This window comes from Pandoraea vervacti (genome assembly GCF_000934605.2).
Lineage (GTDB): Bacteria > Pseudomonadota > Gammaproteobacteria > Burkholderiales > Burkholderiaceae > Pandoraea > Pandoraea vervacti.
Map to the genome: position 1 here is coordinate 1,194,661 of NZ_CP010897.2, position 23,544 is coordinate 1,218,204.

22 protein-coding genes are annotated in these 23,544 nt (G+C 65.0%); 13 read left to right on the forward strand and 9 right to left on the reverse strand.

Going from position 1 to position 23,544, the window contains the following annotated elements; genetic code table 11:
- Nucleotide 1: 1 nt before the first annotated feature.
- From pcaG to pcaD, 4 genes are all read left to right on the forward strand, one after another.
- Nucleotides 2-592 (forward strand): protocatechuate 3,4-dioxygenase subunit alpha, encoded by a 591-nt coding sequence (gene pcaG / locus UC34_RS05395; RefSeq protein ID WP_044454475.1) that lies wholly within the window; start codon nt 2-4, stop codon nt 590-592.
- 111 nt (nt 593-703) lie between these two features.
- On the forward strand, nt 704-2,080 hold the full coding sequence (locus UC34_RS05400) for a 3-carboxy-cis,cis-muconate cycloisomerase (protein ID WP_044454477.1): 1,377 nt from the start codon (nt 704-706) through the stop codon (nt 2,078-2,080).
- Nucleotides 2,077-2,523 carry a 4-carboxymuconolactone decarboxylase gene (gene pcaC / locus UC34_RS05405; RefSeq protein WP_044454480.1) on the forward strand — a complete coding sequence of 149 codons (447 nt, stop codon included), beginning with the start codon at nt 2,077-2,079 and terminating at the stop codon, nt 2,521-2,523. The genes UC34_RS05400 and pcaC overlap by 4 nt, the downstream gene beginning before the upstream one ends.
- 13 nt (nt 2,524-2,536) lie before the next feature.
- On the forward strand, nt 2,537-3,328 hold the full coding sequence (pcaD, locus tag UC34_RS05410) for a 3-oxoadipate enol-lactonase (RefSeq protein WP_044454482.1): 792 nt from the start codon (nt 2,537-2,539) through the stop codon (nt 3,326-3,328).
- Between the two features lie 127 nt (nt 3,329-3,455).
- On the opposite strand, the gene UC34_RS05415 is transcribed toward pcaD, so the two are convergent.
- Complete coding sequence (locus UC34_RS05415) at nt 3,456-4,427, reverse strand: helix-turn-helix domain-containing protein (RefSeq protein WP_044457780.1); 972 nt, start codon at nt 4,425-4,427, stop codon at nt 3,456-3,458.
- Between the two features lie 278 nt (nt 4,428-4,705).
- On the opposite strand from UC34_RS05415, the gene pobA reads away from it, so the two are divergent.
- A complete protein-coding gene (gene pobA, locus UC34_RS05420; protein ID WP_044454484.1) occupies nt 4,706-5,884 on the forward strand; it encodes a 4-hydroxybenzoate 3-monooxygenase in 1,179 nt (392 codons plus the stop codon).
- Here the strand turns inward: pobA and UC34_RS25715 are convergent.
- Entirely contained in the window at nt 5,860-6,111 is a 252-nt protein-coding gene (locus UC34_RS25715) for a hypothetical protein (RefSeq protein WP_218919557.1), read from the reverse strand. The genes pobA and UC34_RS25715 overlap by 25 nt on opposite strands.
- Here UC34_RS25715 and UC34_RS05425 point away from each other — a divergent pair.
- Nucleotides 6,110-7,489, forward strand: coding sequence for an MFS transporter (locus tag UC34_RS05425; RefSeq protein WP_044454485.1), 1,380 nt, complete (start codon nt 6,110-6,112; stop codon nt 7,487-7,489). The genes UC34_RS25715 and UC34_RS05425 overlap by 2 nt on opposite strands.
- A gap of 113 nt (nt 7,490-7,602) precedes the next feature.
- On the opposite strand, the gene UC34_RS05430 is transcribed toward UC34_RS05425, so the two are convergent.
- The 3 genes from UC34_RS05430 to UC34_RS05440 form a co-directional block, all read right to left on the reverse strand.
- The gene (locus UC34_RS05430) at nt 7,603-8,469 is read right to left on the reverse strand and encodes a DUF72 domain-containing protein (protein ID WP_084070376.1); all 867 of its coding nucleotides are present in this window, start codon (nt 8,467-8,469) and stop codon (nt 7,603-7,605) included.
- 147 nt (nt 8,470-8,616) lie between these two features.
- Entirely contained in the window at nt 8,617-10,371 is a 1,755-nt protein-coding gene (locus UC34_RS05435; protein ID WP_044454490.1) for a chloride channel protein, read from the reverse strand.
- A 52-nt stretch (nt 10,372-10,423) separates the two neighbouring features.
- On the reverse strand, nt 10,424-10,897 hold the full coding sequence (locus UC34_RS05440; protein WP_084070377.1) for a MarR family winged helix-turn-helix transcriptional regulator: 474 nt from the start codon (nt 10,895-10,897) through the stop codon (nt 10,424-10,426).
- Between the two features lie 249 nt (nt 10,898-11,146).
- Here UC34_RS05440 and UC34_RS05445 point away from each other — a divergent pair, with 249 nt between their 5' ends.
- Nucleotides 11,147-11,389 (forward strand): hypothetical protein, encoded by a 243-nt coding sequence (locus UC34_RS05445; RefSeq protein WP_044454492.1) that lies wholly within the window; start codon nt 11,147-11,149, stop codon nt 11,387-11,389.
- Between the two features lie 40 nt (nt 11,390-11,429).
- Here UC34_RS05445 and UC34_RS05450 read toward each other — a convergent pair whose 3' ends face one another.
- Entirely contained in the window at nt 11,430-12,845 is a 1,416-nt protein-coding gene (locus UC34_RS05450; protein ID WP_044454494.1) for a DEAD/DEAH box helicase, read from the reverse strand.
- 125 nt (nt 12,846-12,970) lie between these two features.
- Between UC34_RS05450 and UC34_RS05455 the strand changes: the two genes are divergently transcribed.
- From UC34_RS05455 to ahpF, 4 genes are all read left to right on the forward strand, one after another.
- Nucleotides 12,971-14,191, forward strand: a complete 1,221-nt coding sequence (locus tag UC34_RS05455) for an HTH domain-containing protein (protein WP_044454496.1) — start codon at nt 12,971-12,973, stop codon at nt 14,189-14,191.
- Between the two features lie 75 nt (nt 14,192-14,266).
- Nucleotides 14,267-14,938, forward strand: coding sequence for a Vgb family protein (locus UC34_RS05460; protein WP_044454497.1), 672 nt, complete (start codon nt 14,267-14,269; stop codon nt 14,936-14,938).
- A 188-nt stretch (nt 14,939-15,126) separates the two neighbouring features.
- Entirely contained in the window at nt 15,127-15,690 is a 564-nt protein-coding gene (gene ahpC / locus UC34_RS05465; RefSeq protein WP_044454499.1) for an alkyl hydroperoxide reductase subunit C, read from the forward strand.
- 186 nt (nt 15,691-15,876) lie between these two features.
- Nucleotides 15,877-17,466, forward strand: a complete 1,590-nt coding sequence (gene ahpF / locus UC34_RS05470; RefSeq protein ID WP_044454501.1) for an alkyl hydroperoxide reductase subunit F — start codon at nt 15,877-15,879, stop codon at nt 17,464-17,466.
- Between the two features lie 123 nt (nt 17,467-17,589).
- Here the strand turns inward: ahpF and UC34_RS05475 are convergent, their stop codons facing one another.
- Nucleotides 17,590-18,399, reverse strand: a complete 810-nt coding sequence (locus UC34_RS05475) for a 4'-phosphopantetheinyl transferase family protein (RefSeq protein ID WP_157123038.1) — start codon at nt 18,397-18,399, stop codon at nt 17,590-17,592.
- A gap of 436 nt (nt 18,400-18,835) precedes the next feature.
- Here UC34_RS05475 and UC34_RS05480 point away from each other — a divergent pair, with 436 nt between their 5' ends.
- Nucleotides 18,836-19,834 (forward strand): aldo/keto reductase, encoded by a 999-nt coding sequence (locus tag UC34_RS05480; protein WP_044454503.1) that lies wholly within the window; start codon nt 18,836-18,838, stop codon nt 19,832-19,834.
- Between the two features lie 58 nt (nt 19,835-19,892).
- On the opposite strand, the gene UC34_RS05485 is transcribed toward UC34_RS05480, so the two are convergent.
- A complete protein-coding gene (locus tag UC34_RS05485) occupies nt 19,893-20,918 on the reverse strand; it encodes a sigma-54-dependent Fis family transcriptional regulator (protein ID WP_237165242.1) in 1,026 nt (341 codons plus the stop codon).
- Nucleotides 20,919-21,218: 300 nt separating this feature from the next.
- Here UC34_RS05485 and UC34_RS05490 point away from each other — a divergent pair, with 300 nt between their 5' ends.
- Nucleotides 21,219-22,133: a LysR family transcriptional regulator gene (locus UC34_RS05490; RefSeq protein WP_044454507.1), complete on the forward strand. Its 915-nt coding sequence runs from the start codon at nt 21,219-21,221 to the stop codon at nt 22,131-22,133.
- A 72-nt stretch (nt 22,134-22,205) separates the two neighbouring features.
- Here UC34_RS05490 and UC34_RS05495 read toward each other — a convergent pair whose 3' ends face one another.
- Nucleotides 22,206-23,432, reverse strand: a complete 1,227-nt coding sequence (locus tag UC34_RS05495) for an aminotransferase-like domain-containing protein (RefSeq protein ID WP_044454509.1) — start codon at nt 23,430-23,432, stop codon at nt 22,206-22,208.
- Nucleotides 23,433-23,544: the final 112 nt, after the last annotated feature.

The window sequence follows — 23,544 nt, forward strand, 5'->3', positions numbered from 1 at the left end:
CATGTCAGATTACAAGCAAACGCCGTCGCAGACCGTCGGCCCGTACTTCGCTTATGGCCTGTCGCCGGAGCAGTACCTCTACGACTTCAAGAGTGCATTCACGCCGGTGGTCGCGTCCGATCGCGCCGAAGGCGAGCGCATCCGCCTGGTGGGTCAGGTGATCGATGGCGCGGGCAACCCGATCAACGATGCCCTCATCGAAATCGTGCAGGCGGACGCCAATGGCCGCTATGTCGAGACCGCCGAGGATATCGAGCGCACCGGTTTCGCTGGCGCCGCTCGCTGCGGCACCGGCACCGACGCCGAAAACCGCTTCGTCATCGAGACGGTCAAGCCGGGTGTGGCCGTGCCGGGCGACGCCCCGCGCATCGACGTCATTCTGACGATGCGGGGCTTGCTCAATCATCTGTTTACGCGTATCTATTTCGAAGACGAGGCAGCGGCCAATGCGGCCGACCCCGTGCTGCAACAAGTGCCCGCCGAGCGTCGCCACACGCTGGTGGCTCGCCGCGAGGTGGATGGCGGGCGCGTGACGTACCGGTTCGACATCCGCATGCAGGGCGACGAGGAGACGGTATTCCTGGACCTCTGATACCGGTCATGTAAGGCTGTAACTGGCGCGGCTGCGGGCTGCCGGCATGCGAATGCGGGTGGCCCGTCGCCGTATCTGCATTTTTGCAACGCACCAACCATCGATTCTCCGATGACGGAACTGCTTGACTCCTTGCTGCGCGGCGCTGCCGTGACGGCGCGTTTTTCTCGCGACGCCACGCTCCAGGGCATGCTCGACTTCGAGGTGGCGCTCGCTGCCGCCGAAGCCGAAGCCGGTCTGATCCCCGCTGCCGCCGTCGCTCCGATTACCACTGCTGCACGCGCTGGCGAACTCGACTGGACCGCTCTGCGCGACGACGCCGCCCGTGCGGGTAATCTCGCCATTCCTCTGGTCAAGCAACTTACCGCCCGCGTGAAGACGCTCGATGCCGACGCAGCGCGTTTCGTCCATTGGGGCGCGACGAGTCAGGACGCCATCGACACCGGTCTGATCCTGCAAGTTCGCGGCGCGCTCGACGACCTCGGCGCCGATCTCGACACGCTGATTCGTCGACTTGCCGCGCAAGTCCGCGAGCATCGCGCCACCGTGATGATCGGCCGGACCTGGCTTCAACATGCGCTGCCGATTACGTTCGGCCTGAAACTGGCGGGCACGCTCGACGCCTTGCTGCGCGCGCGCGCCGATCTCGCCAACGTGCGCGAACAGGTGCTGTACGTGCAGTTCGGCGGCGCGGCGGGCACGCTCGCGTCGCTCGGCGATAAGGGCCCCACCGTGGCGGCGGCGCTGGCGCGTCGCCTTGGACTCTCGGAGGCCGGCACACCGTGGCACGGCCAGCGCGATCGCGTCGTGCGCGTGGGCAGTTGGGCGGCCTCGCTCACCGGCACGCTCGGCAAGTTCGCGCGCGACACGGCATTGCTCACGCAAACGGAAGTGGGCGAGATTGCGGAAGCATCCGGGGCGGGACGCGGCGGGTCGTCGACCATGCCGCACAAGCGCAACCCGGTCGGCTGCGCAGCGATCCTGGCCGCTGCGGCGCGCACACCGCAACTCGTCGCGACCCTGTTCGGCGCCATGCAACAGGACCACGAGCGCGGGCTGGGCACGTGGCACGCCGAATGGGAGACATTGCCCGAGCTGCTCATGCTGTGCGGCGGTGCGCTCGCCACCGCATGCGCGCTGGTCGAGGACTGGACCGTGGACACCGAGCGCATGCGTGCGAATCTCGATGTGACGCACGGCCTCATCATGGCCGAAGCCGTGACGATGGCCCTGGGCGAGTCGATGGGGCGTCTCGACGCGCACCGACTTGTCGAAGCGCGTTGCCGCGACGCGCTGGCGCAGCATCGCCATCTGCTCGACGTTCTGCGTGAAGACACCGACATCACCCGCCGGCTTTCCGCTGACGCGCTGGCGCGTCTGACGGACCCCCAACACTACCTTGGCGCTGCCGACACGTTCGTGAGCCGTGTGCTCGCGCTTGCCGACGCCGCAGTGCCGCCCTCCCCAACTGGCAGGACACCCCAATGAACGATCAGGAACGCTACGACAACGGCATGCAGGTGCGACGCAGCGTGCTCGGCGACGCACACGTCGACCGTACGCTCACACGCCGCAACGAATTCAACGACGACTTCCAGAACTTCATCACACGCTTCGCGTGGGGCGACATCTGGACCCGCCCGGGTCTCACCCGTCACACGCGCAGCCTGATCACGCTGTCGCTGCTGATCGCGCTCAATCGCGGCGACGAATTCCGCATGCACGTGCGAGCGGCGTTCAACAACGGCGTGACGCGTGACGAGATGAAGGAACTGTTCATGCACGCCGCGTTGTACGCCGGTCTGCCGGCCGCCAACCAGGCGATTCACGACGCCGAAAAGGTCTTCGCCGAGATGGAAGCCGCCGATCCCGGCTCGACGACACGCGCGCCGGCGAACCGACCGAACCGGCCAGACGATGCCCAGGATTGAGGAGACGAGACGAATGACCGTAGAACGTCTGATCGACGTGGGCGATGCCCAGCTGCGTGTGGCCATCGATGGCGACGACCGCGCGCCAGCGCTCGTGCTGTCGAACTCGCTGGGCACGACGCTCGACATGTGGGCGCCGCAAGTGCCTGCGCTTTCGCGCGAATTCCGTGTGATTCGCTACGACACGCGCGGTCACGGCGGATCGTCCGTGACGCCCGGACCGTACGTCATCGACCAGCTCGGCCGCGACGTGCTCGCGCTGCTCGATGCGCTCGATATCGAGCGTGCGAGCCTCGCAGGCGTCTCGATGGGCGGCATGACCGGGATGTGGCTGGGCATTCATGCGCCGCAGCGCCTGAATCGTCTCGCTATCGTCTGTTCGTCGGCGCACATCGGTGCGGAAGATGTGTGGAACGCGCGCATCCGTACTGTGCTCGCCGAGGGCATGGGCGCCGTGACCGACGCGGTGGTGTCGCGCTGGTTTACGCCGGCGTATGCCGAGCGCGAAGCTGCCGGTGTCGAGCGCATGAAGGCCATGTTCCGCTCGCTCGCCCCGGCAGGCTACGCGGGCGCGTGTGCCGCCGTGCGCGATATGAATCAGCTCGACGAGATCGCCGCGATCACCGCGCCGACGCTGGTCGTTACGGGGTCCGGAGATCTGGCGACGCCGCCCGCCATGTCGACGGCCATCGTCGAGCGTATTGCGGGCGCGAAGCAGGTGATCGTGCCCGGCGCGCACCTGTCGAACATCGAGTGCGCGCCCGCGGTGACCGACGCGTTGCTGAGTTTCCTGAAGGCGTCATAACGTTTCATGACGTTGCATGGCGCTTAGGGATACTTAGGGGCGCCTCGGAGCGCTTCATGTGCTTCATGCTGCTTCGTGGCGCGCTGACGTGCCACGAAGCGCGCATGGGCCTCGGTGCACCAGGACGTCAGGCGTCCGCGTCGCTTGCCCACGCGACGGCGTCGCCCTTCACGGGGTCGTCGCCCAGATGCGCGTGTTGCGCCGTTCGCCGGAAGGCGGACGGCGTGACGCCCACATGCCGTTTGAAAACACGGCAAAAGTAGGCCGGGTCCTGAAACCCCAGTTCGTATGCGACATGGGACACCGGCGCGGGAATGTAAATGAGCTTGCGCCGCGCTTCGAGCATCAGTCGGTCCTGCACGAGATCGAACGCCGATTTTCCCGCGATGCGCCGACACAGGCGATTGAGTTTGCTCTCCGTCACATGCAGCCGCTCGGCATACGCCGGGACGGCCCACGCTTCGGTGTAATGCGTCTCCACCAGCGCACGGAAGCGGGCGAACAGATCCAGCTCGGTGCGGCCCGTGCGCGTGGCCGAATCGTGATGCGCGTGCAGTCGCGCGAGCAGTAGCAGCACGCTGCGCGTGAGCCAGCCGACCATTTCCGCGTGCCCCAGTTGCGGGCGTGAAAACTCGTCCATGATCAGACCGAGCAGCGTGTAGAGGCGGTCGCGTGTTTGCGGCGCGTCGGCCAGCGCGAACAGCCACGGTTTGCGAAGCAGCGACGTCATGTCGGCGTCGGCCCCGATGGCGGCGTCGAAGGGCACGCTCTGCGCCATGGTGAGCACGAAGCCGTGCGCACCGCGCGAGAAGCGGAAGTTGTGCACGGCCGACGGGTGCACCGTGATGACCGCCGGACCCTCGACCTCCCACGTGGCGTCGTCGACGTTGGCCTCGACCGTGCCTTCGAAAATCGCGAGGACCTGAAAGAGCCCCAGATGCCGGTGCGTATCGATATGCCAGTCGTAGAGACGGCTGCGTGTCTCGATCCATTCGATATGGACGAAGTCTGCGCTGTCGGTTTCGGTCAACTCGCCGTACAACGAGAATTCCGGGATCGTCTCGCGCGCCGCGCGCAGCCGGGATGACGCGCCTGACATACTGGTTTTCCCTTGGTCGAAGTTGTCGAAAAAGTACAAGAAAGTCGTCGATTCATCCATTCAACGCGACGCGCGCGCTCCATAAGATATGACGCATTCGCCCCTCGTGACAAGGCATTAAAAACACTTTGGACATGCTCGTTTACGCGCAGTCCTAAACAGGTGCAGCGAGCGTGAAGCATCCAAGAAATGCAATCCGCCCGGTGGCCTTTCCCTCTGTCGCGAGATGTCCGGAACCGGTGTGCCGGACTGGGCGTCGCCATTACAGGAGACAACTCATGCGTACCCATTACCCCGTCGTCATCGTCGGTGCCGGACCCGCCGGCCTGCTGCTTTCCCACTTGCTGCACCTCAAGGGTATCGAATCGATCGTGCTCGAATCGCGCTCGCGCGAGTCGGTCGAATCGACCATTCGCGCCGGCGTGCTGGAGCAGGGCACCATGGACATCCTCAATGAGACCGGCGTGGGGGAGCGCATGCGTCGCGAAGGCGCGGTCCACCACGGCGTCGAACTCGCGTTTGGCGGCGAGCGTCATCGCATCGCGCTCACGGAGCTCACGGGGCGCTCGATCACCGTCTACGCGCAGCATGAAGTCATCAAGGATCTGATCGCCGCGCGAGAAGCCGCACAGGGCGAGATCCTCTTCGACGTGGCGGACGTTTCCGTGCACGACGTCGACAGCGCCCAGCCGAGCGTGCAGTTCACGGTGAACGGTCAGACGCGCCGGCTCACGTGTGACTTCATTGCGGGCTGCGACGGCTTCCATGGCGTGTGCCGCCAGGCGATGCCGACCTCGGTGCGCAAGGAATACCAGCGCGTGTACCCGTTCGGCTGGTTCGGCGTGCTCGTTGAGGCGCCGCCCTCGTCGGACGAACTGATCTATGCCGCACACGAACGCGGCTTCGCCCTCATCAGCACGCGCTCGCCCACGGTGCAGCGCATGTACTTCCAGTGCGACCCGAGCGAGCGCGCCGAGCAATGGAGCGACGCGCGCATTTGGGAAGAACTGCACACGCGCACGGAAAGCGACGACGGCTGGCGTCTGAAGGAGGGGCCGATCTTCCAGAAGAACGTGGTGGCGATGCGCAGCTTCGTGGCAACGCCCATGCAATACGGACGGCTGTTCCTCGCGGGGGACGCGGCGCACATCGTGCCGCCGACCGGCGCCAAGGGCATGAACCTTGCCGTGGCCGACGTGTGGCGTCTGTCGCGCGCGCTCGACGACTTCTTTCATCGCGACAGTGAAACCGCGTTGCAGGGATACTCCGAAGCCGCGCTTAAACGGATCTGGCGCGCGGAGCATTTCTCGTACTGGATGACGCGCATGCTGCACCGTCTGGACGACGCCACGCCGTTCGAGCAGCAAATGCAACGCGCGGAACTGGAATACGTGGTGAGCTCACGCGCCGCATCGCTGATGCTGGCGGAAAACTACGTCGGCTTGCCGCTCGTCTGAATCTCCTCGGCTGATTCGGCATTCCAGCGCAGGATGCCCGCCGCCGTCACGACTTCGGACCCCGTGCGCCGGTGTGCTATAACCGCCACCGGTGGCGTCGCCCATAACCAGGCGTTATGGATGGCCTGACGAAAGATCATTTCGTCGGGCGGGGGAAGGACGTACATTAGCGGCAGAAAAATAATGGAATGAATAACGGGGCCCCCGCCCCGAGGAGACAGCGTCATGAATCATCCGCGCACGGTGGACGTGCCCGCCTACATCAACGCACAGCGGTTTTCCGGCTATCAATGGCTGGTGCTGATTCTGTGTTTCTTCATTGTGGCCATCGACGGCTTCGATACGGCCGCCATCGGCTACATCGCACCCTCGCTCGTGGCGCAGTGGCACATCGACAAGGGATCGCTCGGCCCGGTGCTCTCCGCTGCGCTCTTCGGTCTGGCGGGCGGGGCGATCTTCGCCGGTCCGATGGCCGACAAGATCGGACGCAAGACGGTGCTGGTCCTGTCCGTCGTGTTCTTTGGCATCGCAAGCCTCGCCACCGCCTTCGCCCAGGATTTGCAGACGCTCACGGTGCTGCGTTTTCTGACAGGCCTCGGGCTGGGCGCCGCCATGCCCAACGCCGTGACGCTGATCTCGGAGTACGCGCCGCAAGCGCGTCGCGCCGTGATCGTCAACACGATGTTCTGTGGGTTCCCGCTCGGCGCGTCGGTCGGCGGTTTCGTCGCTTCGTGGCTGATCCCGCACTTCGGCTGGCACAGCGTGCTGGTGCTCGGCGGCGTGTTGCCGCTGGCGCTGTCGGTGCTGCTGATCCTGTGCTTGCCTGAGTCGGTGAAGTTCCTCGTCGTCAAGCAAAAGCCGGTGGCTCGTGTGCGTCGCATTCTCTCGCGCATCGCGGGCGAATCGTTCGACGGCGTCGACACGTTCACGGTGAACGAGGCAGCGCCGCAACGCGCCGGCTCGGCGGTGGGCGTGGTGCTCTCGAAGCAGTACGGTTTCGGTTCGCTGATGCTCTGGGTGACGTACTTCATGGGCCTCGTGATCTTCTATCTGCTCACGAGCTGGATGCCGATCCTGTTCAAGGATGCCGGCTTTACCATCGAACGCGCGGCCCTGATTACGGCGCTGTTCCCGCTTGGCGGCGGCATCGGCACGATTCTCTCGGGCTGGCTGATGGACAAGTTCAACGCCCAGAAGGTGGTGGCGCTGGGCTATGCGCTCACCGCCGTGCTCGTGTATGCCGTGGGACAGGCGATCGGCAACATCGGCATGCTCGTCACGCTGATCTTCCTCGCAGGTACGGCGATGAACGGCGCGCAGTCGTCGATGCCCTCGCTTGCCGCCATGTTCTACCCGACCCAGGGGCGTGCGACCGGCGTGGCTTGGATGCTGGGTATCGGACGTTTCGGCGGGATCGCGGGCGCGCTGCTCGGGGCGGAACTCGTGCGACGCCATCTGGGCTTTTCCGCGACGTTCTCGCTGCTGGCGATTCCGGCCGTGATTGCGACGCTCGCGTTGCTCGCCAAAAATGCGTGGGAGCGCGCCCGCGGCGACCTTCCGGCACAGAACGCCGGCGACGCGCGCAACTCGGCCGCGATGCACTGACATGCGGTGCGTCGATGGAGCGAATACCTCGACCGCCTCTATCGACATAATGACGGAACCGGACGCGGCGCCCTGTGCGCCGCGTTTTTCATGGCCGCTTCTATGGCTGCATGTCAGCGCTTGCGCAGCGCTTCGATCATCGCCATCGCGGCGGCCGGATTGCGTTCCTTGAAGCCGCTGATGACATAGAGGAAGACGTCACGCTGTTTGACTTTGGGCGGCGCTTTAGTGAGCGTGTCGAGATCCTTCGGTACGCCACCCTCGGCATAGACGCGTGCACGCGCGAGCCATTGCGTCATCTCCTTGGGGGCGTAGCCGAGCTTATAGCGCGCCTGCGTGCCCATCAGACGCGCGTACACGAACGGTGCGGTGACGTCGGCAATACAGGGGAACCTGGCGTCCCCTGCCAGCACGATCGCCGCCTTGTACTTGCGTGCCAGCGCGATGAACTCGGGCACGGCAAAGCTCTCATGGCGGACTTCGAGCGCATGGCGGATCGTCTGTCCGCCCGCCGCCGTCGGCAGCAGGCTCAGGAAATGCTCGAAGTCCTCTGCGTCGAAGGCCTTCGTCGGAGCAAACTGCCAGTTCACCGGGCCGAGTTTCTTGCCGAGTTCCAGCACCCCGCTATCGAAGAAGCGCGCAATGGAGTCGCCCGCTTCGCCCAGCACACGTCGATGCGTGGCGTAGCGTGAGGCCTTGACCGAAAACACGAAGTCGTCGGGCGTTTGCGCGAACCAACTGCGGAAAGTCTCGGGCTTCTGCGAACCGTAGAACGTGCTGTTGATTTCAATGGAGGTGAGGTGCTGGCTGGCGTATTCGAGCTCGCGGCGCTTGGGCCACTTCTCGGGATAGAAGGTGCCTTGCCAGGGGGCGAAATTCCAGCCGCCAACGCCGATGCGAATGTGCTTGTCCGGCATGTCCGGTGCGGTGGCTGTCAGTGCTGCCGGGGTGGGTGCCTTGGGGGATCGGGTCGTCGCCATCGGGGAGCCGCGCACGCAGCGGTGCGCATTCGGTGGGATGAAGTCCCCGATGGTGAATCAAGGGTGTGGCGCGCGTCAATGGGAGGCGCGCCACCGGGCCGACAGGGGATGCCAGCGCCGATTGTCACCTGTCCTGTCGGCGTGCGCTCAGCGACGCTTGCGCCCGATGTGCAGCATGCGCTCGCGGACCTCTTCTTCGGCGCGCCAGTGCTCGGCGGGCTTGACGAGATCGCTGCGGCTGATGATGCCGACGAGCCTGCGCGACATGGCATCGCTCACCACCGGCAGACGTTCCAGATGATGGGCGGCGAGACGGGCCGACACGATGCGCGCCGTCTCGGACGGCAAGGCGACGAGCGGCGGATTGACGCCATACAACTCGCCGAGCGTGCGCAGGCCTTGCGCCTTCGCTTGCGTCAGTGTCTGGCGGTCCACCATGCCGAGCACCGCGCGCGAGGCGTCCACCACCGGATAGGCGCGATGCCGCTGCGTGGGGCCGAACGACGTTTGCGCCGCGTCGTCAATCGGGAGTTCCGCATCGAGCGCTTCTGGCTCGCGGGTCATCAACTCGCCGACATGCAGACGTTCGAGCGGGTCGACACCGTACTCGCGATGAATGTGGCGTCCGCGCCGCGCGATCTTCTCCGTCATGATCGAGCGCGGCATGATCCAGATCGTGACGCCGTACGACACGCCGCATGTCAGCAATAGCGGCAGCAGGGCATTCACGTCGTGCGTGAGGCCCAGCGCAAAGACGATGGCGGTGAGCGGCGCACCGAGCACGCCGGCAAGCGTGGCGGCCATGCAGACGAGCGCCCACAGCGTGATGTCGCCGCCCGGGAGCACCGGCGCGAGCAATGTGCCGAGTCCGGCGCCGATCATGAGCAGCGGCGCAAGCACGCCGCCCGACGTGCACGAGCCCAGCGCAATCGCCCAGATGAGCGCCTTGACGAGCAGTAGCGCGAGCGCGGCGTGCATCGTGAAGTGACCGGCGAGCAGGTCCGCGATCACGTCGTAGCCGACGCCCAGCGCGCGCGGTTCGAAATATCCGCCGATGCCCACCGCGAGACCGCCGATGGCCGGCCACCACATCCAGTGCACGGGCAGCTTGTGAAAGGCGTCTTCGATGGCGTACAGCGCGCGCGACATGCCGGCCGAGAGCAGACCGGCGCATACCCCGGCGATCAGGCAGGAGAGCACGGCAATCGGCGCAACGACCGGCGTTGTCATCGGGAAGAGGGGGCCGGCTTCGAGCAGCAGCGGGCGCGCGAAACCCGCGACCGCGCAGGCCACGATCACGGGTAGCAGACTGCGCGGGCGCCATTCGAAGAGCAGCAACTCGACGGCGAGCAGCACGGCGGCGACCGGTGTGCCGAACACGGCTGTCATGCCGGCGGCGGCGCCCGCCACGAGCAAGGTCTTGCGCTCGGCCGCACTAAGATGGAAGTGCTGCGCGATGAGCGAGCCGATGGCGCCGCCCGTCATGATGATCGGTCCTTCCGCGCCGAACGGGCCTCCGCTGCCGATCACGATGCCGGACGACAGCGGTTTGAGTACCGCAACGCGCGGCGACATCCGGCTTTTGCCGAAGAGAATGGCTTCGATGGCTTCGGGAATCCCGTGGCCGCGAATCTTGTCGCTGCCGAAGCGCGCCATCGCACCGACGATCAGTCCGCCAATCACCGGCAGCGCAATGACCGCAAGGCCGAGGGTGTGGTGTGCCGGTGAGCGTGGCGCGAACGAGAGCGTCTGGTAGAAAAACAGGTTGGTGAAGCCCTGAATGAGATTGAGCAGGAGCCACGCTGCGGGAACGCCGCACAACCCGATGAAGGCGGCCAGCGCAATCAGGCGCAGGAGTCCCGGCGAGCGCGCGAAATCGCGTGCATGCTCGGGTAATGCCATGGGCGTAGGGGCATGCGTGTTGTGGGAAGCGGTTGCCATGACGGTGCCGGAGTTACAGATGAACACCACGAATGTGGAAGATGTCGGCGAACGTGCTCAGTTCGTTGCGATGCTGTGCGGCGAGGTTCGCGAGGCACGCCTCGCCGGTGGGCGACAGGTGGATTTCCACCACGCGCCGGTCGCTTTCGTTCTGACGCCGGGTCACGAGCCCGGCCTTCTCGCAGCGGGCGACGAGCGCCACCACGCTGTGATGCACGGCCTGAAGCCGCTCCGCCAATTCGCTGATGGACGCCCATTCCCGTCCAGGAATACCCTTGACGTGCAGCAGCAACAGGTATTGTTGCGGCGTGATTCCCCCTTCGCGCGCGGCCGTCTCACTGAAGTTGAGAAAGCGGCGCAGGCGATAGCGGAACTCCGATAGCGCCTCGAAATCGCGCTTCGTCAGCGCGTTGCCGGTGAGCGGCGCGGTCGGCGTGTCCTGGGTTCCCGATGGAGGCGGGGTATCCGGCGGTGTCGATGCAGTCATAAGTCGGCAGCAGTGGATATGGGAAGGGTCTGAAAACCAAAAAATATATCACATCACGATATATTCGGTCGTCTAAGGGATAGCCGGGGTGACAAATTCGGGGGCTCGCGTGCAGAATCGCGAAAAAACGAGACTCAGCAGTGACTGGAAACTCGATGCCCGCCAGGACGTAACCGTACCGTAGCGCTGTTTGCCGCGAGCCGGTGACAGTTGCGTTTCGAGCGGGCCGACCTCTGACAGGGAGGAGACATGGCTTCCACGGTCCGACGCCGCTGGCGTACGGGAACGTTGTTGTTGCTGTCGGTGGCACTCGGCTCGACCGTTGCCGCCTATCACTACGCCACCGGCTTCGAGATCGGGGGCGGTGTCTTTGAGCAGATCGGCTTCGGACGTCAGCACACGTCGTCCGGGCAAGCCGCGCGTGCGCGCGGTGCGCCGACTCGCTGTCCCGGTGCAGAATGCCGGGACGATGGCGAATCGCCCACGCGCTGAGCGCTGGCCACACGCCGTTGTGCACCGATTGGAATCGGGATCACCGTTTTCCACGCCCGCCAGACGGTTTCTTCGCGGCCTGAAGGGTCGCCGCTACGCCGCTGCCGGGCGTCTTGGGCGCGCCGAACAAGCCGCTGCGGGACGACTTGGCGTCGGTCGCCGCCGGCTTGCGCCGATTGCCGCCGCCGGGCGAGGTTGACGGCTTCACCGGCGCTTGTCGGGCGCCTGCACCTGCCTGTCCCGCCATCGGCGCTTTCGGCTTCTTCGGCTTTTTCGGTTTCTTGATGATCTGACCCGCCGCGTTCGTCTCCGGCACCCGGTGCTCCGCTTCGAATCCGGGTTCTTCCTCGCGCGGCAGCGTTTGCCGGATCAGCGCTTCGATCGCGGCCAGTTGCGGCGCTTCGTCGGCGCAGACGAGGGAGACCGCCACGCCGCTCGCGCCCGCGCGACCGGTGCGGCCGATGCGGTGCACGTAATCTTGGGCGACGATGGGCAAATCGACATTGATGACGAGCGGCAGATCGTCGATGTCCAACCCGCGTGCCGCCACGTCGGTGGCGACCAGCATCTGCACTTCCCCAGCCTTGAATCGCTCCAGTGCCCGCAGGCGCGCCGGTTGAGGCTTGTCGCCGTGAATCGTGTCGATCGCGTAACCCGCTTCGTCGAGCAGGGATGCGAGGTATTCCACGCCGTTGCGCGTCTTGACGAACACCAATGCGTGCGTCCACCCGTTCCGGGCCACGAGATGCATGAACAGATCGGGCTTGTTGCGCTTATCGACCGGAATCACCCACTGTTTGATCTTGCTTGCCGTCGCGTTGGGCGCGCTTACGCTGATGTCGACCGGATCGCGCAGGCGGTTCGCGGCCATGGCGCGAATCTCGTCGCTGAACGTCGCCGAGAACAGCAGCGTCTGACGCTGCGTCGGCAACGCCGCAAACACCGCATCGAGCTCGCGCGCGAAACCCAGATCCAGCATGCGGTCGGCCTCGTCGAGCACCAGCGTGCGCACCTGATCGAACTGCACCGCGTTCTGACGATTCAGATCCAGCAAACGACCCGGGGTGGCGACGAGCACGTCAACGCCTTTGCGCAGCTTCATCATTTGCGGATTGATACTCACGCCGCCGTAAGCGGCCAGAAAACGCAGATCGAGGCCTTTGCCATATTCGACGAAGCTTTGCAGCACCTGCTCCGCCAGTTCCCGTGTGGGTACCAGCACCAGCACGCGCGCCCGGTTGCTCGAGACCGCCGGGCCGTGCTGCACGAGCCGCTGCAGGATCGGCAGCGCAAAGCCCGCTGTCTTGCCCGTGCCGGTCTGCGCCGCGGCCATGACATCGTTGCCCGCGAGCACGACAGGAATGGCCTTGGCCTGCACCGGCGTAGGTGTCTGGTAATTGAGCGCCTGTACGTTACGCAGCAGGGGCGCGATCAGGCCAAGCGAAGCAAATGACATGGATGTATTCCTGAATTCCCGGCGAAAACCGCAATTCTACTAGGGGGCGTCGCGTGATTCCTGTCGACGCGGGCAGCGGGCAGCGAGCGCAGAGCCGTGAGCGCGCCGCACGGTAATATCCGCCAATGGACTCTCTCATTGCCGCTTCGGCCCGCGCGCTCGCTGCGGGCGATCCGCTAGGCGCGCTGCGTCTGGTGGCGCTTCGCGAAGACCCGTCGGCGCTTGCGCTGCGCGGCATCGCGATGGCGCAGCTTGGCGATTTTGTACGTGCAAGAGACTTGCTCCGACGTGCCGCACGCCGCTTCGGGACGCAGGAAGCCGTGGCGCGCGCACGGTGCGTCGTGGCGGACGCCGAGGTTGCACTGGCCATGCGCGATCTGCGCGGCACCACGCGCGCGCTGCAATCTGCCGCAGCGCTGCTCGCATCGCACGCCGACCTGCCCAATGCGATGCTCGCACGCCTCATCGTCGCGAGACGGTTGTTGCTATTGGGCAAGCTCGACGCCGCGGCGCAAGCGCTTCACGAGGCGTCGGCACCGGGCGCGCCGGCACGCCTGGCCGCCGTTCACGCGCTGATCGCCACCGAGATCGCGCTGCGGACCCTGCGTATCGCCGACGCGCGATATGCCCTCGCGCAGGCACGAAGCGCTGCGAGCACCGCCCGCGTGCCTGCGCTTAGCGCCGAAATCGAGCGCATGGGCGATGCCCTGATGCGTCCCGCCGCCAGGCGTTTGCAGCGCGGTGCCCAACACGCGCTGAACCTGGACGAGGCGGCGGCGCTGCTGCATTCGGGCGCGCTCGTCATCGATGCCTGCCGTCGCGGCGTCGGGATAGGCAATGTCTGGCGACCGCTCGCCACGCGGCCTGTGTTGTTCACGCTCGCCTTGCAACTCGCCCGGGCGTGGCCGGGCGACGTGGATCGCGAAACACTGATTGCCGACGCCTTCCGGCTGCGTTGTCCGGATGACACCCATCGCGTGCGCCTGCGCGTAGAAATCGGACGCCTGCGCACGCTCCTCAAAGGTATCGCCGTGATCGATGCCACCGCGCGAGGCTTTGCGCTAAGGCCGACAGAGGCAGGAGACGTTGCCGTGCTGCTGCCGCCGATCGACGGTGAGCGCGCATCGCTCCTGGCGTTGCTCGCCGACGGCACGGCATGGTCGACCTCGGCGCTTGCGGTGGCCCTGGGCGTGAGTCAGCGAACCGTTCAGCGCGCCCTTGGCGATCTGCAAGCGCAGGGCCGCGTGCGCGCCGTTGGCCTTGCGCGTGCGCGTCGCTGGATGGCGCCGCCACTCACGGAATTCACGACGATATTGTTACTCCCGGCCGGATGGGCGTTTGGCTAGAGTGGACTTGCACGCCAAACCCGGCGTCGCGACAAACGACAGCATCGCCAACAGCACAGCAGACAGGAGCCCCGCATGACGAACCAACCGCAACGCAGCCCTCGCACCGCAAGTGTCAGTGCAGCCGACATCACCGGCGAGTACGGACCCTTTGCAGGCTTCGACCGCATTCATGGCGTGACCTTCGATGGCAACCAGGTCTGGGCCGCGACCGGCGAAGCGCTGGTCGCCTTCGACCCCGCCAACGGTGAAGTCGCTCACACCATCGAGGCGCCGAGCGACGCCGGCACCACCTTCGACGGCAAACATCTCTATCAGATCGCAGCGTCGCGCATCGACAAGATCGACCCCTCGACGGGGCGCGTGCTGCATTCGATTCCCGCGCCGGCGGAACAGGGCAGCAACTCGGGGCTCACGTGGGCCGAAGGCAGCCTCTGGGTCGGCCAATACCGCAATCGCCGCATTCTGCAAATCGATCCGGCCGACGGCCGCGTGCTGCGCACCATCGAATCCGATCGCTTCGTCACGGGCGTGACGTGGGCGAACGACGAGCTTTGGCATGGGACGTGGGAAAACGACGAGAGCGAACTTCGTCGGGTGGACGCCGTGACCGGGGACGTCCTGACGCGGGTGCAAATGCCGCACGGCGTTGTCGTCAGCGGTCTTGAATTCGACGGCAAGGACACCTTCTATTGCGGCGGCGCCGCCAGCGGCAAAGTCCGCGCCGTGCGCTATCCCAAGGGCTGACCTTCCCTAGTGGCCGCAGGCGCGCGCGTGTCCTGCACGGGCTTGTCTGCATCGGGCGACGCCTCACTCGCCAGACTATCGCTACCGATAGTCTGGCTTAATTGCATAGATTTCAATAATCAATTTCTTGTTGTTGATAGCATTCGGCATACTGGCAACACTTTCCACCCAGTCCGAGAGACAACGACATGCCGATCATCAATACCCAGATCAAGCCGTTCAAAGCCAACGCTTACCAAAATGGCGACTTCATCACCGTGACCGACGAAACCCTGAAGGGCAAGTGGTCGGTGGTGGTGTTCTATCCGGCCGACTTCACCTTCGTGTGCCCGACCGAGCTGGGGGATCTGGCCGACCATTACGACGCGTTCAAGAAGCTGGGCGTCGAGATCTACAGCGTGTCGACCGACACTCACTTCACGCACAAGGCCTGGCACGACACGTCGGACACGATCCGCAAGATCCAGTACCCGATGGTCGCCGATCCGACGCTCGCGATCTCGCGTAACTTCGACGTGCTGATCGAAGAAGAAGGCCTGGCGCTGCGCGGCACGTTCGTGATCAATCCGGAAGGCGAGATCAAGCTGTGCGAAATCCACGACAACGGCATCGGTCGCGACGCCAAGGAACTGCTGCGCAAGGTGCAGGCGGCTCAGTACATCGCCGCCCACCCGGGCGAAGTCTGCCCCGCCAAGTGGACGCCGGGCGCCGAAACGCTCAGCCCGTCGCTTGACCTGATCGGCAAGATCTAAGCCGTCCATCCCAGTCGTTTAGCTGTAAGCGCCGCGCCGGTCACGGGGCGGCGTCTCCTGCCGGCGCGCGAGCCCCCCTAAACCTCGCGCAGCCGGCACCTCACCCGGAATTCCCGACGCTTACCTGCGCCAGCCATTGGCCGACGCGGTGGACCTCGCTCACCCTATCGAGACGGAAAAAAAGCCATGTTGGACGCGAACCTCAAAGCCCAGTTGCAAACGTATCTTCAGAAAGTCACGCGCCCCATCGAAATCGCCGTGTGGCTCGACGACAGCCCCAAGTCCGCCGAGATGAAGGCATTGGTCGAAGCGATCGCGCCGCTGTCGGACAAGATCGCCGTCGTCTTTCGCGACGATGCCAGCGAGCGTCGCCCGTCCTTCGCGATCGGCACGCCCGGTGAGGCGCCGCGCATTCGCTTCGCCGGTTTGCCCATGGGCCATGAATTCACGTCGCTGGTGCTGGCGCTGTTGCAGGTCGGCGGTCACCCGCTCAAGCTCGACGACGACACCATTGCGCAGATTCGCGAGCTCGACGGCGACTTTCGCTTCGAGACGTACATTTCGCTGTCCTGCCAGAATTGCCCGGAAGTCGTGCAGGCGCTCAACGTCATGGCGCTCATCAACCCGCGCATCCAGCAAGTGACTATCGACGGTTCGCTGTTCCAGGGCGAGGTCGAGGCGCGTCAGGTGATGGCGGTGCCCACGGTATTCCTCAACGGCGAGTCGTTCACGCAAGGCCGCACGAGCGTGAAGGAATTGCTGGCAAAGCTCGACACGGGGGCGACGGCGCGCGCTGCGAAGGCGCTCGAAAACAAGCCTGTCTACGACATGCTGATCGTGGGCGGCGGGCCTGCCGGTGCGGCGGCCGCCATTTACGCCGCGCGAAAGGGCATTGTGACCGGGGTCGTTGCCGAGCGTTTCGGCGGTCAGGTGCTCGACACGATGGCCATCGAGAACTTTATTTCGGTCACGCATACCGAAGGGCCGAAATTCGCGACGGCGCTGGAGCAGCACGTCAAGAGCTACGACGTCGACGTGATCGACACGCAGCGCGCCGAAGCGCTGATTCCGGGCAAAATCCACGAGGTGCATCTGGCCAGCGGTGCGGTGCTCAAGGCGCGTGCCGTGGTGCTGGCGACGGGGGCCCGCTGGCGCGAAATCGGCGCGCCGGGCGAGCGCGAATATCGCAATCGCGGCGTGGCCTACTGCCCGCATTGCGATGGCCCGCTGTTCAAGGGAAAACGTGTGGCGGTCGTCGGTGGCGGCAATTCCGGCGTGGAAGCGGCCATCGATCTGGCGGGCATCGTCAAGGAAGTCACGCTGATCGAATACGGCACACAACTGCGTGCGGACGAAGTGCTCCAGCGCAAGCTTCGCAGCCTGCCGAATGTGCGCGTGCTGATGAACGCGCAAACGACCGAGATCGTCGGCGACGGGCAGAAGGTGAACGGCCTCGTGTACCGTGACCGCGCGTCGGGCGAGACATCGACGATTGCGCTCGAAGGCGTGTTCGTGCAGATCGGTCTGGTGCCGAACACCGAGTGGCTCAAGGACACGGTGTCGCTCTCGCGCCATGGGGAGATCGAAGTGGATGCGAAGGGCGCGACGTCGGTGCCGGGCGTGTTCGCCGCGGGCGACGTGACGGCCGTGCCGTTCAAGCAGATCGTGATTGCGCTGGGCGAAGGCGCGAAGGCGTCGCTGGGCGCGTTCGAGCATTTGATGCTGAGTTCGGTGGAGGACGAAATCGCCGCCGCGCCGGTCGCCGTCGCCGCCTGATCCGGATGGCCGACCGAGGTCTCTGCGATCTCGGCGGCCTCGGTGGTCTCGGCCTACGCGAAACGCCCGTGCCCTGGCGCACGGGTGTTTCGCCTTGTGCCGCCCCGCGTGTCAGGGGACGCGTTACGCCTCGATCCGTTCGACGCTCACACTCGCCACTCCCGACACGGTTCCCGTGACGCGCAAGGCGGGATCGAGCCAGTCCGTCATCGCCCACATATCGTGTGCCACCCGGCGTTGCCATGCGCGCAAGGGCGCTTCGCTCATCGGCAGACGCGACAGGTCGATGCCGGTCATGTCTTCCAGCGTCAACCCACCGAGTTTGATCAGACTCTCCTTGCGCGTCCACAGACGCAGCCAGGCCAGTGCACGGGGCGACGGCGCGTGATGGGTATGCGCCACGCTGGCGAACGCGCCCAGACGCATCCGCTCACGCTCGTTGAGTCCGGGCAGGTCGGCGTCGCCCGCGAGCGCCGCATCCCAGTGTTCGACGTCGATACCGACTGGCGATATGGCGCAGGTGGCCGCGACGACGCCGCGAGTGTGGCTGAGGCTGACATGCAGTCCGGGGTGGGCGGGCAGGCGGGGGCGGCCGTGGGCGCCCCCGCACCGTTCACAGCGTTGCACCAGCACGTAGGTCCGTGCAGAGGCGCCAGGCGTATCGGCGCTGCCGGTCACCCGAGCAGCGGCAACGCGCGCCAGGATATGCGCCGCAACATAATCCTCCCGGTCGGACGGTCGGCAAAAGGCGTCGGCATGCTGCCGTTCTTCGGGGCTGAGATGCGTCGCCCATTCCCGAAAGCGCGTGAGCACACTGCCGGACGCGCCGTAAAGCGCCACGCCGAGCGATAGCCCCATCCCCATCCCCATCCCAATACCCGGTCTCGTATCCAGTGCGCCATCGGCGCGAACGGCCGTGCGGTTGTTCGTCATTGTGGGTCGTGCGCCTTGCGATCGGCGAGAACAAATGACGGACTCCAAGCAATTTGGGTGCCATGGCACGAATGTGTGCGGCGCGGGTAAGGCCGGTTGAGTTCATCGCTTTGCAATCCGAACGAACACCTGTCGCACACTGCGACAGGTGTCGCATGAATGCACAGATGATTCACCGCAAAGCATGCGTCGATGCCCAGGCGCTCACATGATTTTCACGGCAGGCAACGCCACGGAGGCATCGGTTCGCGCGCGCATATCGTGAAGACATGCGGGTTGAAAGGCCGTCGCGTCGGTCGGCAAATGAGGTCGAAGGAATCGTCGGGACGTTACGCAAAAAAATGGATCGAAACTTGCATGGAGACGATGGCGTACCGATGTCGTGCGCTTTTGCCTGATGGCACCGGTTCTTCAACCACAACACAGGAGTCTTGCGATGCTGCCAACCCGCCGACTAGGCAATCAAGGACTGGAAGTCCCCGCTATTGGTCTCGGTTGCATGGGCATGAGCTACGCCTATGGTCCTTCCGACGATGCCGAGTCGGTTCGCGTGTTGGAACGGGCGCTCGCCCTCGGATGCAATTTCTTCGATACGGCGGAAGTGTACGGACCGTTCGAAAACGAACGCCTGCTCGGGCGCGTCCTCAAAGGCCGTCGCGACAAGGCTATCGTCGCCACCAAGTTCGGCTTCCGCTTCGAGCATGGCGCCGTGACCGGGGCCGATAGCCGTCCCGAGCACATCAGGCAAGTCGTCGACGCCAGCCTGACTCGACTCGGTACGGACTACATCGACCTGCTGTATCAACACCGTGTCGATCCCAATGTGCCCATCGAAGACGTGGCGGGCGCCGTGGGTGATCTGGTCAAGGCAGGCAAGGTGCGCTACTTCGGTCTGTCGGAAGCAGGAGAGCGAACCATTCGGCGCGCGCACGCGGTGCATCCGGTGAGCGCCTTGCAAAGCGAGTATTCGCTCTGGCACCGGGACATCGAAGCGTCGATTCTGCCGTGCCTGCGCGAGCTGGGGATTGGCTTCGTGCCGTTCGCTCCGCTTGGCCGGGGGTTTCTGACGGGAACCGCACGTCGGGCAGAAGAGTTTCCGGAGGGCGATTCGCGCCGCACGTCCGACCCGCGCTTGCAGGGAGAGAACTTCGACGCGAATGTGAGGCTGGCGAAAACGCTCGCGGGGTATGCCGCACAAATCGGCGTGACCCCGGCCCAACTGGCGCTCGCATGGCTGCTCTCACGCGGGAACGACATCGTGCCGATTCCGGGCACCCGCCGTGTGAGCCGTCTGGAAGAGAACCTCAGTGCAGCGAGCCTGCACATCGATGCCGCGATGGCAAATGCGCTCGATACGCACTTCTTTGCCGGCACGACGACGGGACCGCGCTACAAGGCGACGGCCATGATGGCGCTGCTCGCCGACCCGGCATAAGGAAGGTCGTGGCAACAGCAAGGCTACGGGCGGCGCAGGGTGCCGCCCGCGGTTTCGTTCAGCGATCCGGGCCGAGCAACACGTCGCTGCCCATATCGCGGACATGAGGGATATGCAGTTCGCGCAGCTTGCGATAGAGCGATGTGCGGCAGATGCCGAGTTCGCGCGATGCGGCGGAGATGTTCCAGCGGCGGGACGACAGCACGCGGATGATGATCTCACGCTCGCCGTTGGCGATGGCCGACAGCGAGGCGATGGGGGCCACCTGGATACTGCCGGAAGTGCTTGACGGTCCGGTGGCGGGGATGGCGGCAGGGGGGGGAGGTGTCGCCGACGTCGCACCGGAAGCTGCGAGCGTCGCGCTTTGCACGAGATTGGCGGGCAGATCGGAAATCCGGATCGTGTCGTCGCTCTTGACGGCGCACGCGTACTGCACGGCAGCGCGCATCTGACGCAAGTTGCCCGGCCAGGCGTAGGACAGCAACAATTCGCGGGTCTCGCTGTCGAGCGATTCGAAACTGGCGTTGCCATGCGACTCGGCGACGATCATCGAATCCAATAGCCAGGCACGGTCTTGTCGTAGTCGTAGTGGCGGTAGATGCACGATGCCAACGGCGATCCGGTAGTAGAGGTCCTCCCGAAACCCACCTGACTGCACGCGCGATTCGAGATTCTGGTGCGTTGCACAAATGAGTTGCAGATCGACGGGCACAGGCGTGGCGGCGCCGATGGGGGTGACTTCCCGCTCGGAGAGCACACGCAGCAGGCGCGTTTGCTGCGCAAACGGCATGTCGCCGATTTCGTCGAGAAAGAGCGTGCCGCCGTCGGCCTGCACGACCTTGCCTTTCATGCCGGTATTGAGCGCGCCGGAGAATGCGCCGCGCTGGTAGCCGAACAGTTCGCTTTCAATCAGATTTTCGGGGATCGAGCCGCAGTTGACCGACACCATGCTGGCGTGGCGTCGGGCGCTGTAGTCGTGCAATGCCCGCGAGAGGTATTCCTTGCCGGTGCCGGTTTCTCCAAGAATCAGAATGGGAAGCTGTCGATCGATGAGCAGGCGCGCGCGGGCGAGGGTCGCGAGCATGGAAGGGTCGTTGCCGCAGAGCCGGTCAAGCGATGGTCTGAAGGAAGACTGAAAGTTTGCGTTTGAACGGTCCAGCGGATCGTGGGCGTGCATAGCGTCTCTCATTGACTTTATTGGAATTGGCGAGCGCCGCGTTTGGCGGCGCAGGTTCGCATCATGGCGAATGCCTTGGGGGGTGCTCCATAAAGCAAAACCAAGGATAGTTCGATTCGCGAGAGGTCTCCAATACCATATGATGCGATGACTGATACCGGTTCGCTATGAATAGAAACCGATGTTCTTTCAAGGGGAAATCACTCCATGGAACTGAGGCAACTCCGCTATTTCGTAGTACTGGCTGAAACGCTCCACTTCGGGCGCGCGGCAAATCTGCTGCATATCTCGCAACCGCCGTTATCGCGTCAGATCGCGATGCTCGAGGAGGAGTTGGGTGTCGTGCTGTTTCAACGAACGCAGCGCAGCGTGGCGCTCACGGCGGCCGGGCAGCGTTTCTATCGCGACGCGCGCTCCGTGCTCGCGACACTCGACCAGGCGCGCTCGCATGCGCGTGCCGCGGAGGTCGGCGATTCGGGCATGCTGTGCGCCGGTTTCATGTTCGCTGTCGCGTGCAGCGTGCTGCCGGTGCTCACGCGCGCCTTTGCGGCGGCGTTTCCTCGCATCGAAGTCAAGCTCAGGGAGAAGATCCCGACCGAGTTGGCCGACGAACTGCGCTGCGGAAAGGTGGACGTCGGCATCATGTATTCGTCCGATGCGTCCGACGAGCTATGCACCGAGACCATTTTCCGGGAGCCGCTGGTGGCGGCGCTGCCCGCCGCTCACCGGCTCGCCTCGCGTACGGCCATCTCCATTGGCGAGTTACGCGACGACGCGTTCATCATCTCGCCGCGCGAGGCGTCCCCTTTCATCTACAACACGATTACGGAGCACTGCCGGCAGGCGGGCTTTGCGCCGCGCGTGCGGCTGGAGACAAACTTCCAGCAGACGATCGTGAACCTCGTGGGCCAGCGGCTTGGCGTGGCGTTGGTGCACAGTTCGATGCGCAGTACCCGGGCAGAGAACGTGCAGTTCGTGCCGCTGCTGCACGCGCCGCACATCGATGTCGCGCTCGTATGGAATGCAAAGAGCAGCAACCCGTGTGTGCCGCGCTTCGTGCAGACGGCACAGAACCTCGGACTGTTCGAGCCGTCCGACGCAGCGCTTCAGGCCTGTGCGTGAGGTATGGAGGCGATCTCGTGGTCACCGCGCCGCCCCTGCCTCGGTGGCGGCGCGTGCGCGGCGGACCGACGACTAAGAGACGATAGCGCAGGCTTCGGCTTGGGTGAGCCGCGCCTTGATGGCCTGCGCCAGACGCGAGATACCCGTTTCGATTTGCGAGGGCGTTGCGGTGGTAAACGTCAGCCGCATCGTGTTCGAGCGTGGCGCCACGGCGTGGAACGACGCGCCCGGAATGAACGCCACGCCGCGCGCCAGCGCGTCTTCGAAAAGACTCGCGCTGTCGATGCCCGCCGGCAACGTCACCCAGAGGAACATGCCGCCGCTCGGGCGCGTCCATGACACGCCTTCGGGCATATGTTCGGCGAGGCACCCGAGCATGAGCGCACACTGCGCGCGGTAACGCAGGCGGATCGCTTCGAGGTGCGCGTCGTATTCGCCATCGATCAACAGGGCGTGTGCGAGCCGTTGGGTAATGCCGGTCGTGTGCAGATCGCTCGCCTGCTTCGCTTGCAGCAGCTTGGTCAGAAGTTCGTCCGGTGCGACGACGTAGCCCACGCGCAGACCGGGCGCGATCACCTTCGAGAACGAGCCGAGATGCACGACATTGTCCGGGGCCATCGAGAGCAGTGACGGCGGCGTGGCGCCGCTGTACACGAGCTCGCCATACGGGTCGTCTTCGACGAGCAGCAAACCGTTGCGAGCCGCCTTCGAGACCAGCGCGATGCGGCGCTCGAGGGCGAGCGTGCGTCCCGTGGGATTTTGAAAGTTCGGCTGGGTGTAGAGCAGCCGTGCGCAGCGCATTGATGCATCGGACATGCGCTCGGGCACGAGGCCTGCGGCGTCCGCCGGGACTTCTTCAAAAGTGGGTTCGTATTGTGCCAAAGCCTGCACGGCGCCCAGATAAGTCGGCGTCTCGATCAAGACCCGCGAGCCCGGGTCGACGAGTACGCGCGCGACCAGATCCAGCGCCTGCTGGGACCCGGTCGTGACCAGCAACTGCGAAGAGTGCACCGCCGCTCCCTGACGTGTCAGGCGTGCCGCAATCGCTTCGCGCAGTGGCAGATACCCTTCCGAGGGGCCGTATTGCAGCGCCGAGACGGCGTCGCGCCGCAAAATGCGATCCATTGCCGCGTGCAGCCGCTCGACAGGCAGCGCGTAGGGCGACGGAAGCCCGCCTGCGAATGAGATGATGTCAGGCCGCTCGGCGACCTTGAGAAGTTCACGCAGCGCCGACGGCTGCATGCGTTGCGCGCGTGCCGCGAGTTGCCAGCGACCGGCGGGCGGGAGATGTCTGTCCATGGAGCGGTCCGTGACGAAGCGAAGAAGAGAGCCCCCGCGTAGCGATTTTCTGCAACCGGCTGCAACACGCCTGGGTGTGCAACGGTACGCGGGGGCGAGAGGTCATCGATGA

What these genes read in the sequence shown, in the direction of transcription:
- pcaG (WP_044454475.1), top strand. Translation starts at nt 2, where the DNA reads ATGTCAGATTACAAGCAAACGCCGTCGCAGACCGTCGGCCCGTACTTC.
- UC34_RS05400 (WP_044454477.1), top strand. Translation starts at nt 704, where the DNA reads ATGACGGAACTGCTTGACTCCTTGCTGCGCGGCGCTGCCGTGACGGCG.
- pcaC (WP_044454480.1), top strand. Translation starts at nt 2,077, where the DNA reads ATGAACGATCAGGAACGCTACGACAACGGCATGCAGGTGCGACGCAGC.
- pcaD (WP_044454482.1), top strand. Translation starts at nt 2,537, where the DNA reads ATGACCGTAGAACGTCTGATCGACGTGGGCGATGCCCAGCTGCGTGTG.
- UC34_RS05415 (WP_044457780.1), bottom strand. Translation starts at nt 4,427, where the DNA reads ATGTCAGGCGCGTCATCCCGGCTGCGCGCGGCGCGCGAGACGATCCCG.
- pobA (WP_044454484.1), top strand. Translation starts at nt 4,706, where the DNA reads ATGCGTACCCATTACCCCGTCGTCATCGTCGGTGCCGGACCCGCCGGC.
- UC34_RS05425 (WP_044454485.1), top strand. Translation starts at nt 6,110, where the DNA reads ATGAATCATCCGCGCACGGTGGACGTGCCCGCCTACATCAACGCACAG.
- UC34_RS25715 (WP_218919557.1), bottom strand. Translation starts at nt 6,111, where the DNA reads ATGACGCTGTCTCCTCGGGGCGGGGGCCCCGTTATTCATTCCATTATT.
- UC34_RS05430 (WP_084070376.1), bottom strand. Translation starts at nt 8,469, where the DNA reads ATGGCGACGACCCGATCCCCCAAGGCACCCACCCCGGCAGCACTGACA.
- UC34_RS05435 (WP_044454490.1), bottom strand. Translation starts at nt 10,371, where the DNA reads ATGGCATTACCCGAGCATGCACGCGATTTCGCGCGCTCGCCGGGACTC.
- UC34_RS05440 (WP_084070377.1), bottom strand. Translation starts at nt 10,897, where the DNA reads ATGACTGCATCGACACCGCCGGATACCCCGCCTCCATCGGGAACCCAG.
- UC34_RS05445 (WP_044454492.1), top strand. Translation starts at nt 11,147, where the DNA reads ATGGCTTCCACGGTCCGACGCCGCTGGCGTACGGGAACGTTGTTGTTG.
- UC34_RS05450 (WP_044454494.1), bottom strand. Translation starts at nt 12,845, where the DNA reads ATGTCATTTGCTTCGCTTGGCCTGATCGCGCCCCTGCTGCGTAACGTA.
- UC34_RS05455 (WP_044454496.1), top strand. Translation starts at nt 12,971, where the DNA reads ATGGACTCTCTCATTGCCGCTTCGGCCCGCGCGCTCGCTGCGGGCGAT.
- UC34_RS05460 (WP_044454497.1), top strand. Translation starts at nt 14,267, where the DNA reads ATGACGAACCAACCGCAACGCAGCCCTCGCACCGCAAGTGTCAGTGCA.
- ahpC (WP_044454499.1), top strand. Translation starts at nt 15,127, where the DNA reads ATGCCGATCATCAATACCCAGATCAAGCCGTTCAAAGCCAACGCTTAC.
- ahpF (WP_044454501.1), top strand. Translation starts at nt 15,877, where the DNA reads ATGTTGGACGCGAACCTCAAAGCCCAGTTGCAAACGTATCTTCAGAAA.
- UC34_RS05475 (WP_157123038.1), bottom strand. Translation starts at nt 18,399, where the DNA reads ATGACGAACAACCGCACGGCCGTTCGCGCCGATGGCGCACTGGATACG.
- UC34_RS05480 (WP_044454503.1), top strand. Translation starts at nt 18,836, where the DNA reads ATGCTGCCAACCCGCCGACTAGGCAATCAAGGACTGGAAGTCCCCGCT.
- UC34_RS05485 (WP_237165242.1), bottom strand. Translation starts at nt 20,918, where the DNA reads ATGCTCGCGACCCTCGCCCGCGCGCGCCTGCTCATCGATCGACAGCTT.
- UC34_RS05490 (WP_044454507.1), top strand. Translation starts at nt 21,219, where the DNA reads ATGGAACTGAGGCAACTCCGCTATTTCGTAGTACTGGCTGAAACGCTC.
- UC34_RS05495 (WP_044454509.1), bottom strand. Translation starts at nt 23,432, where the DNA reads ATGGACAGACATCTCCCGCCCGCCGGTCGCTGGCAACTCGCGGCACGC.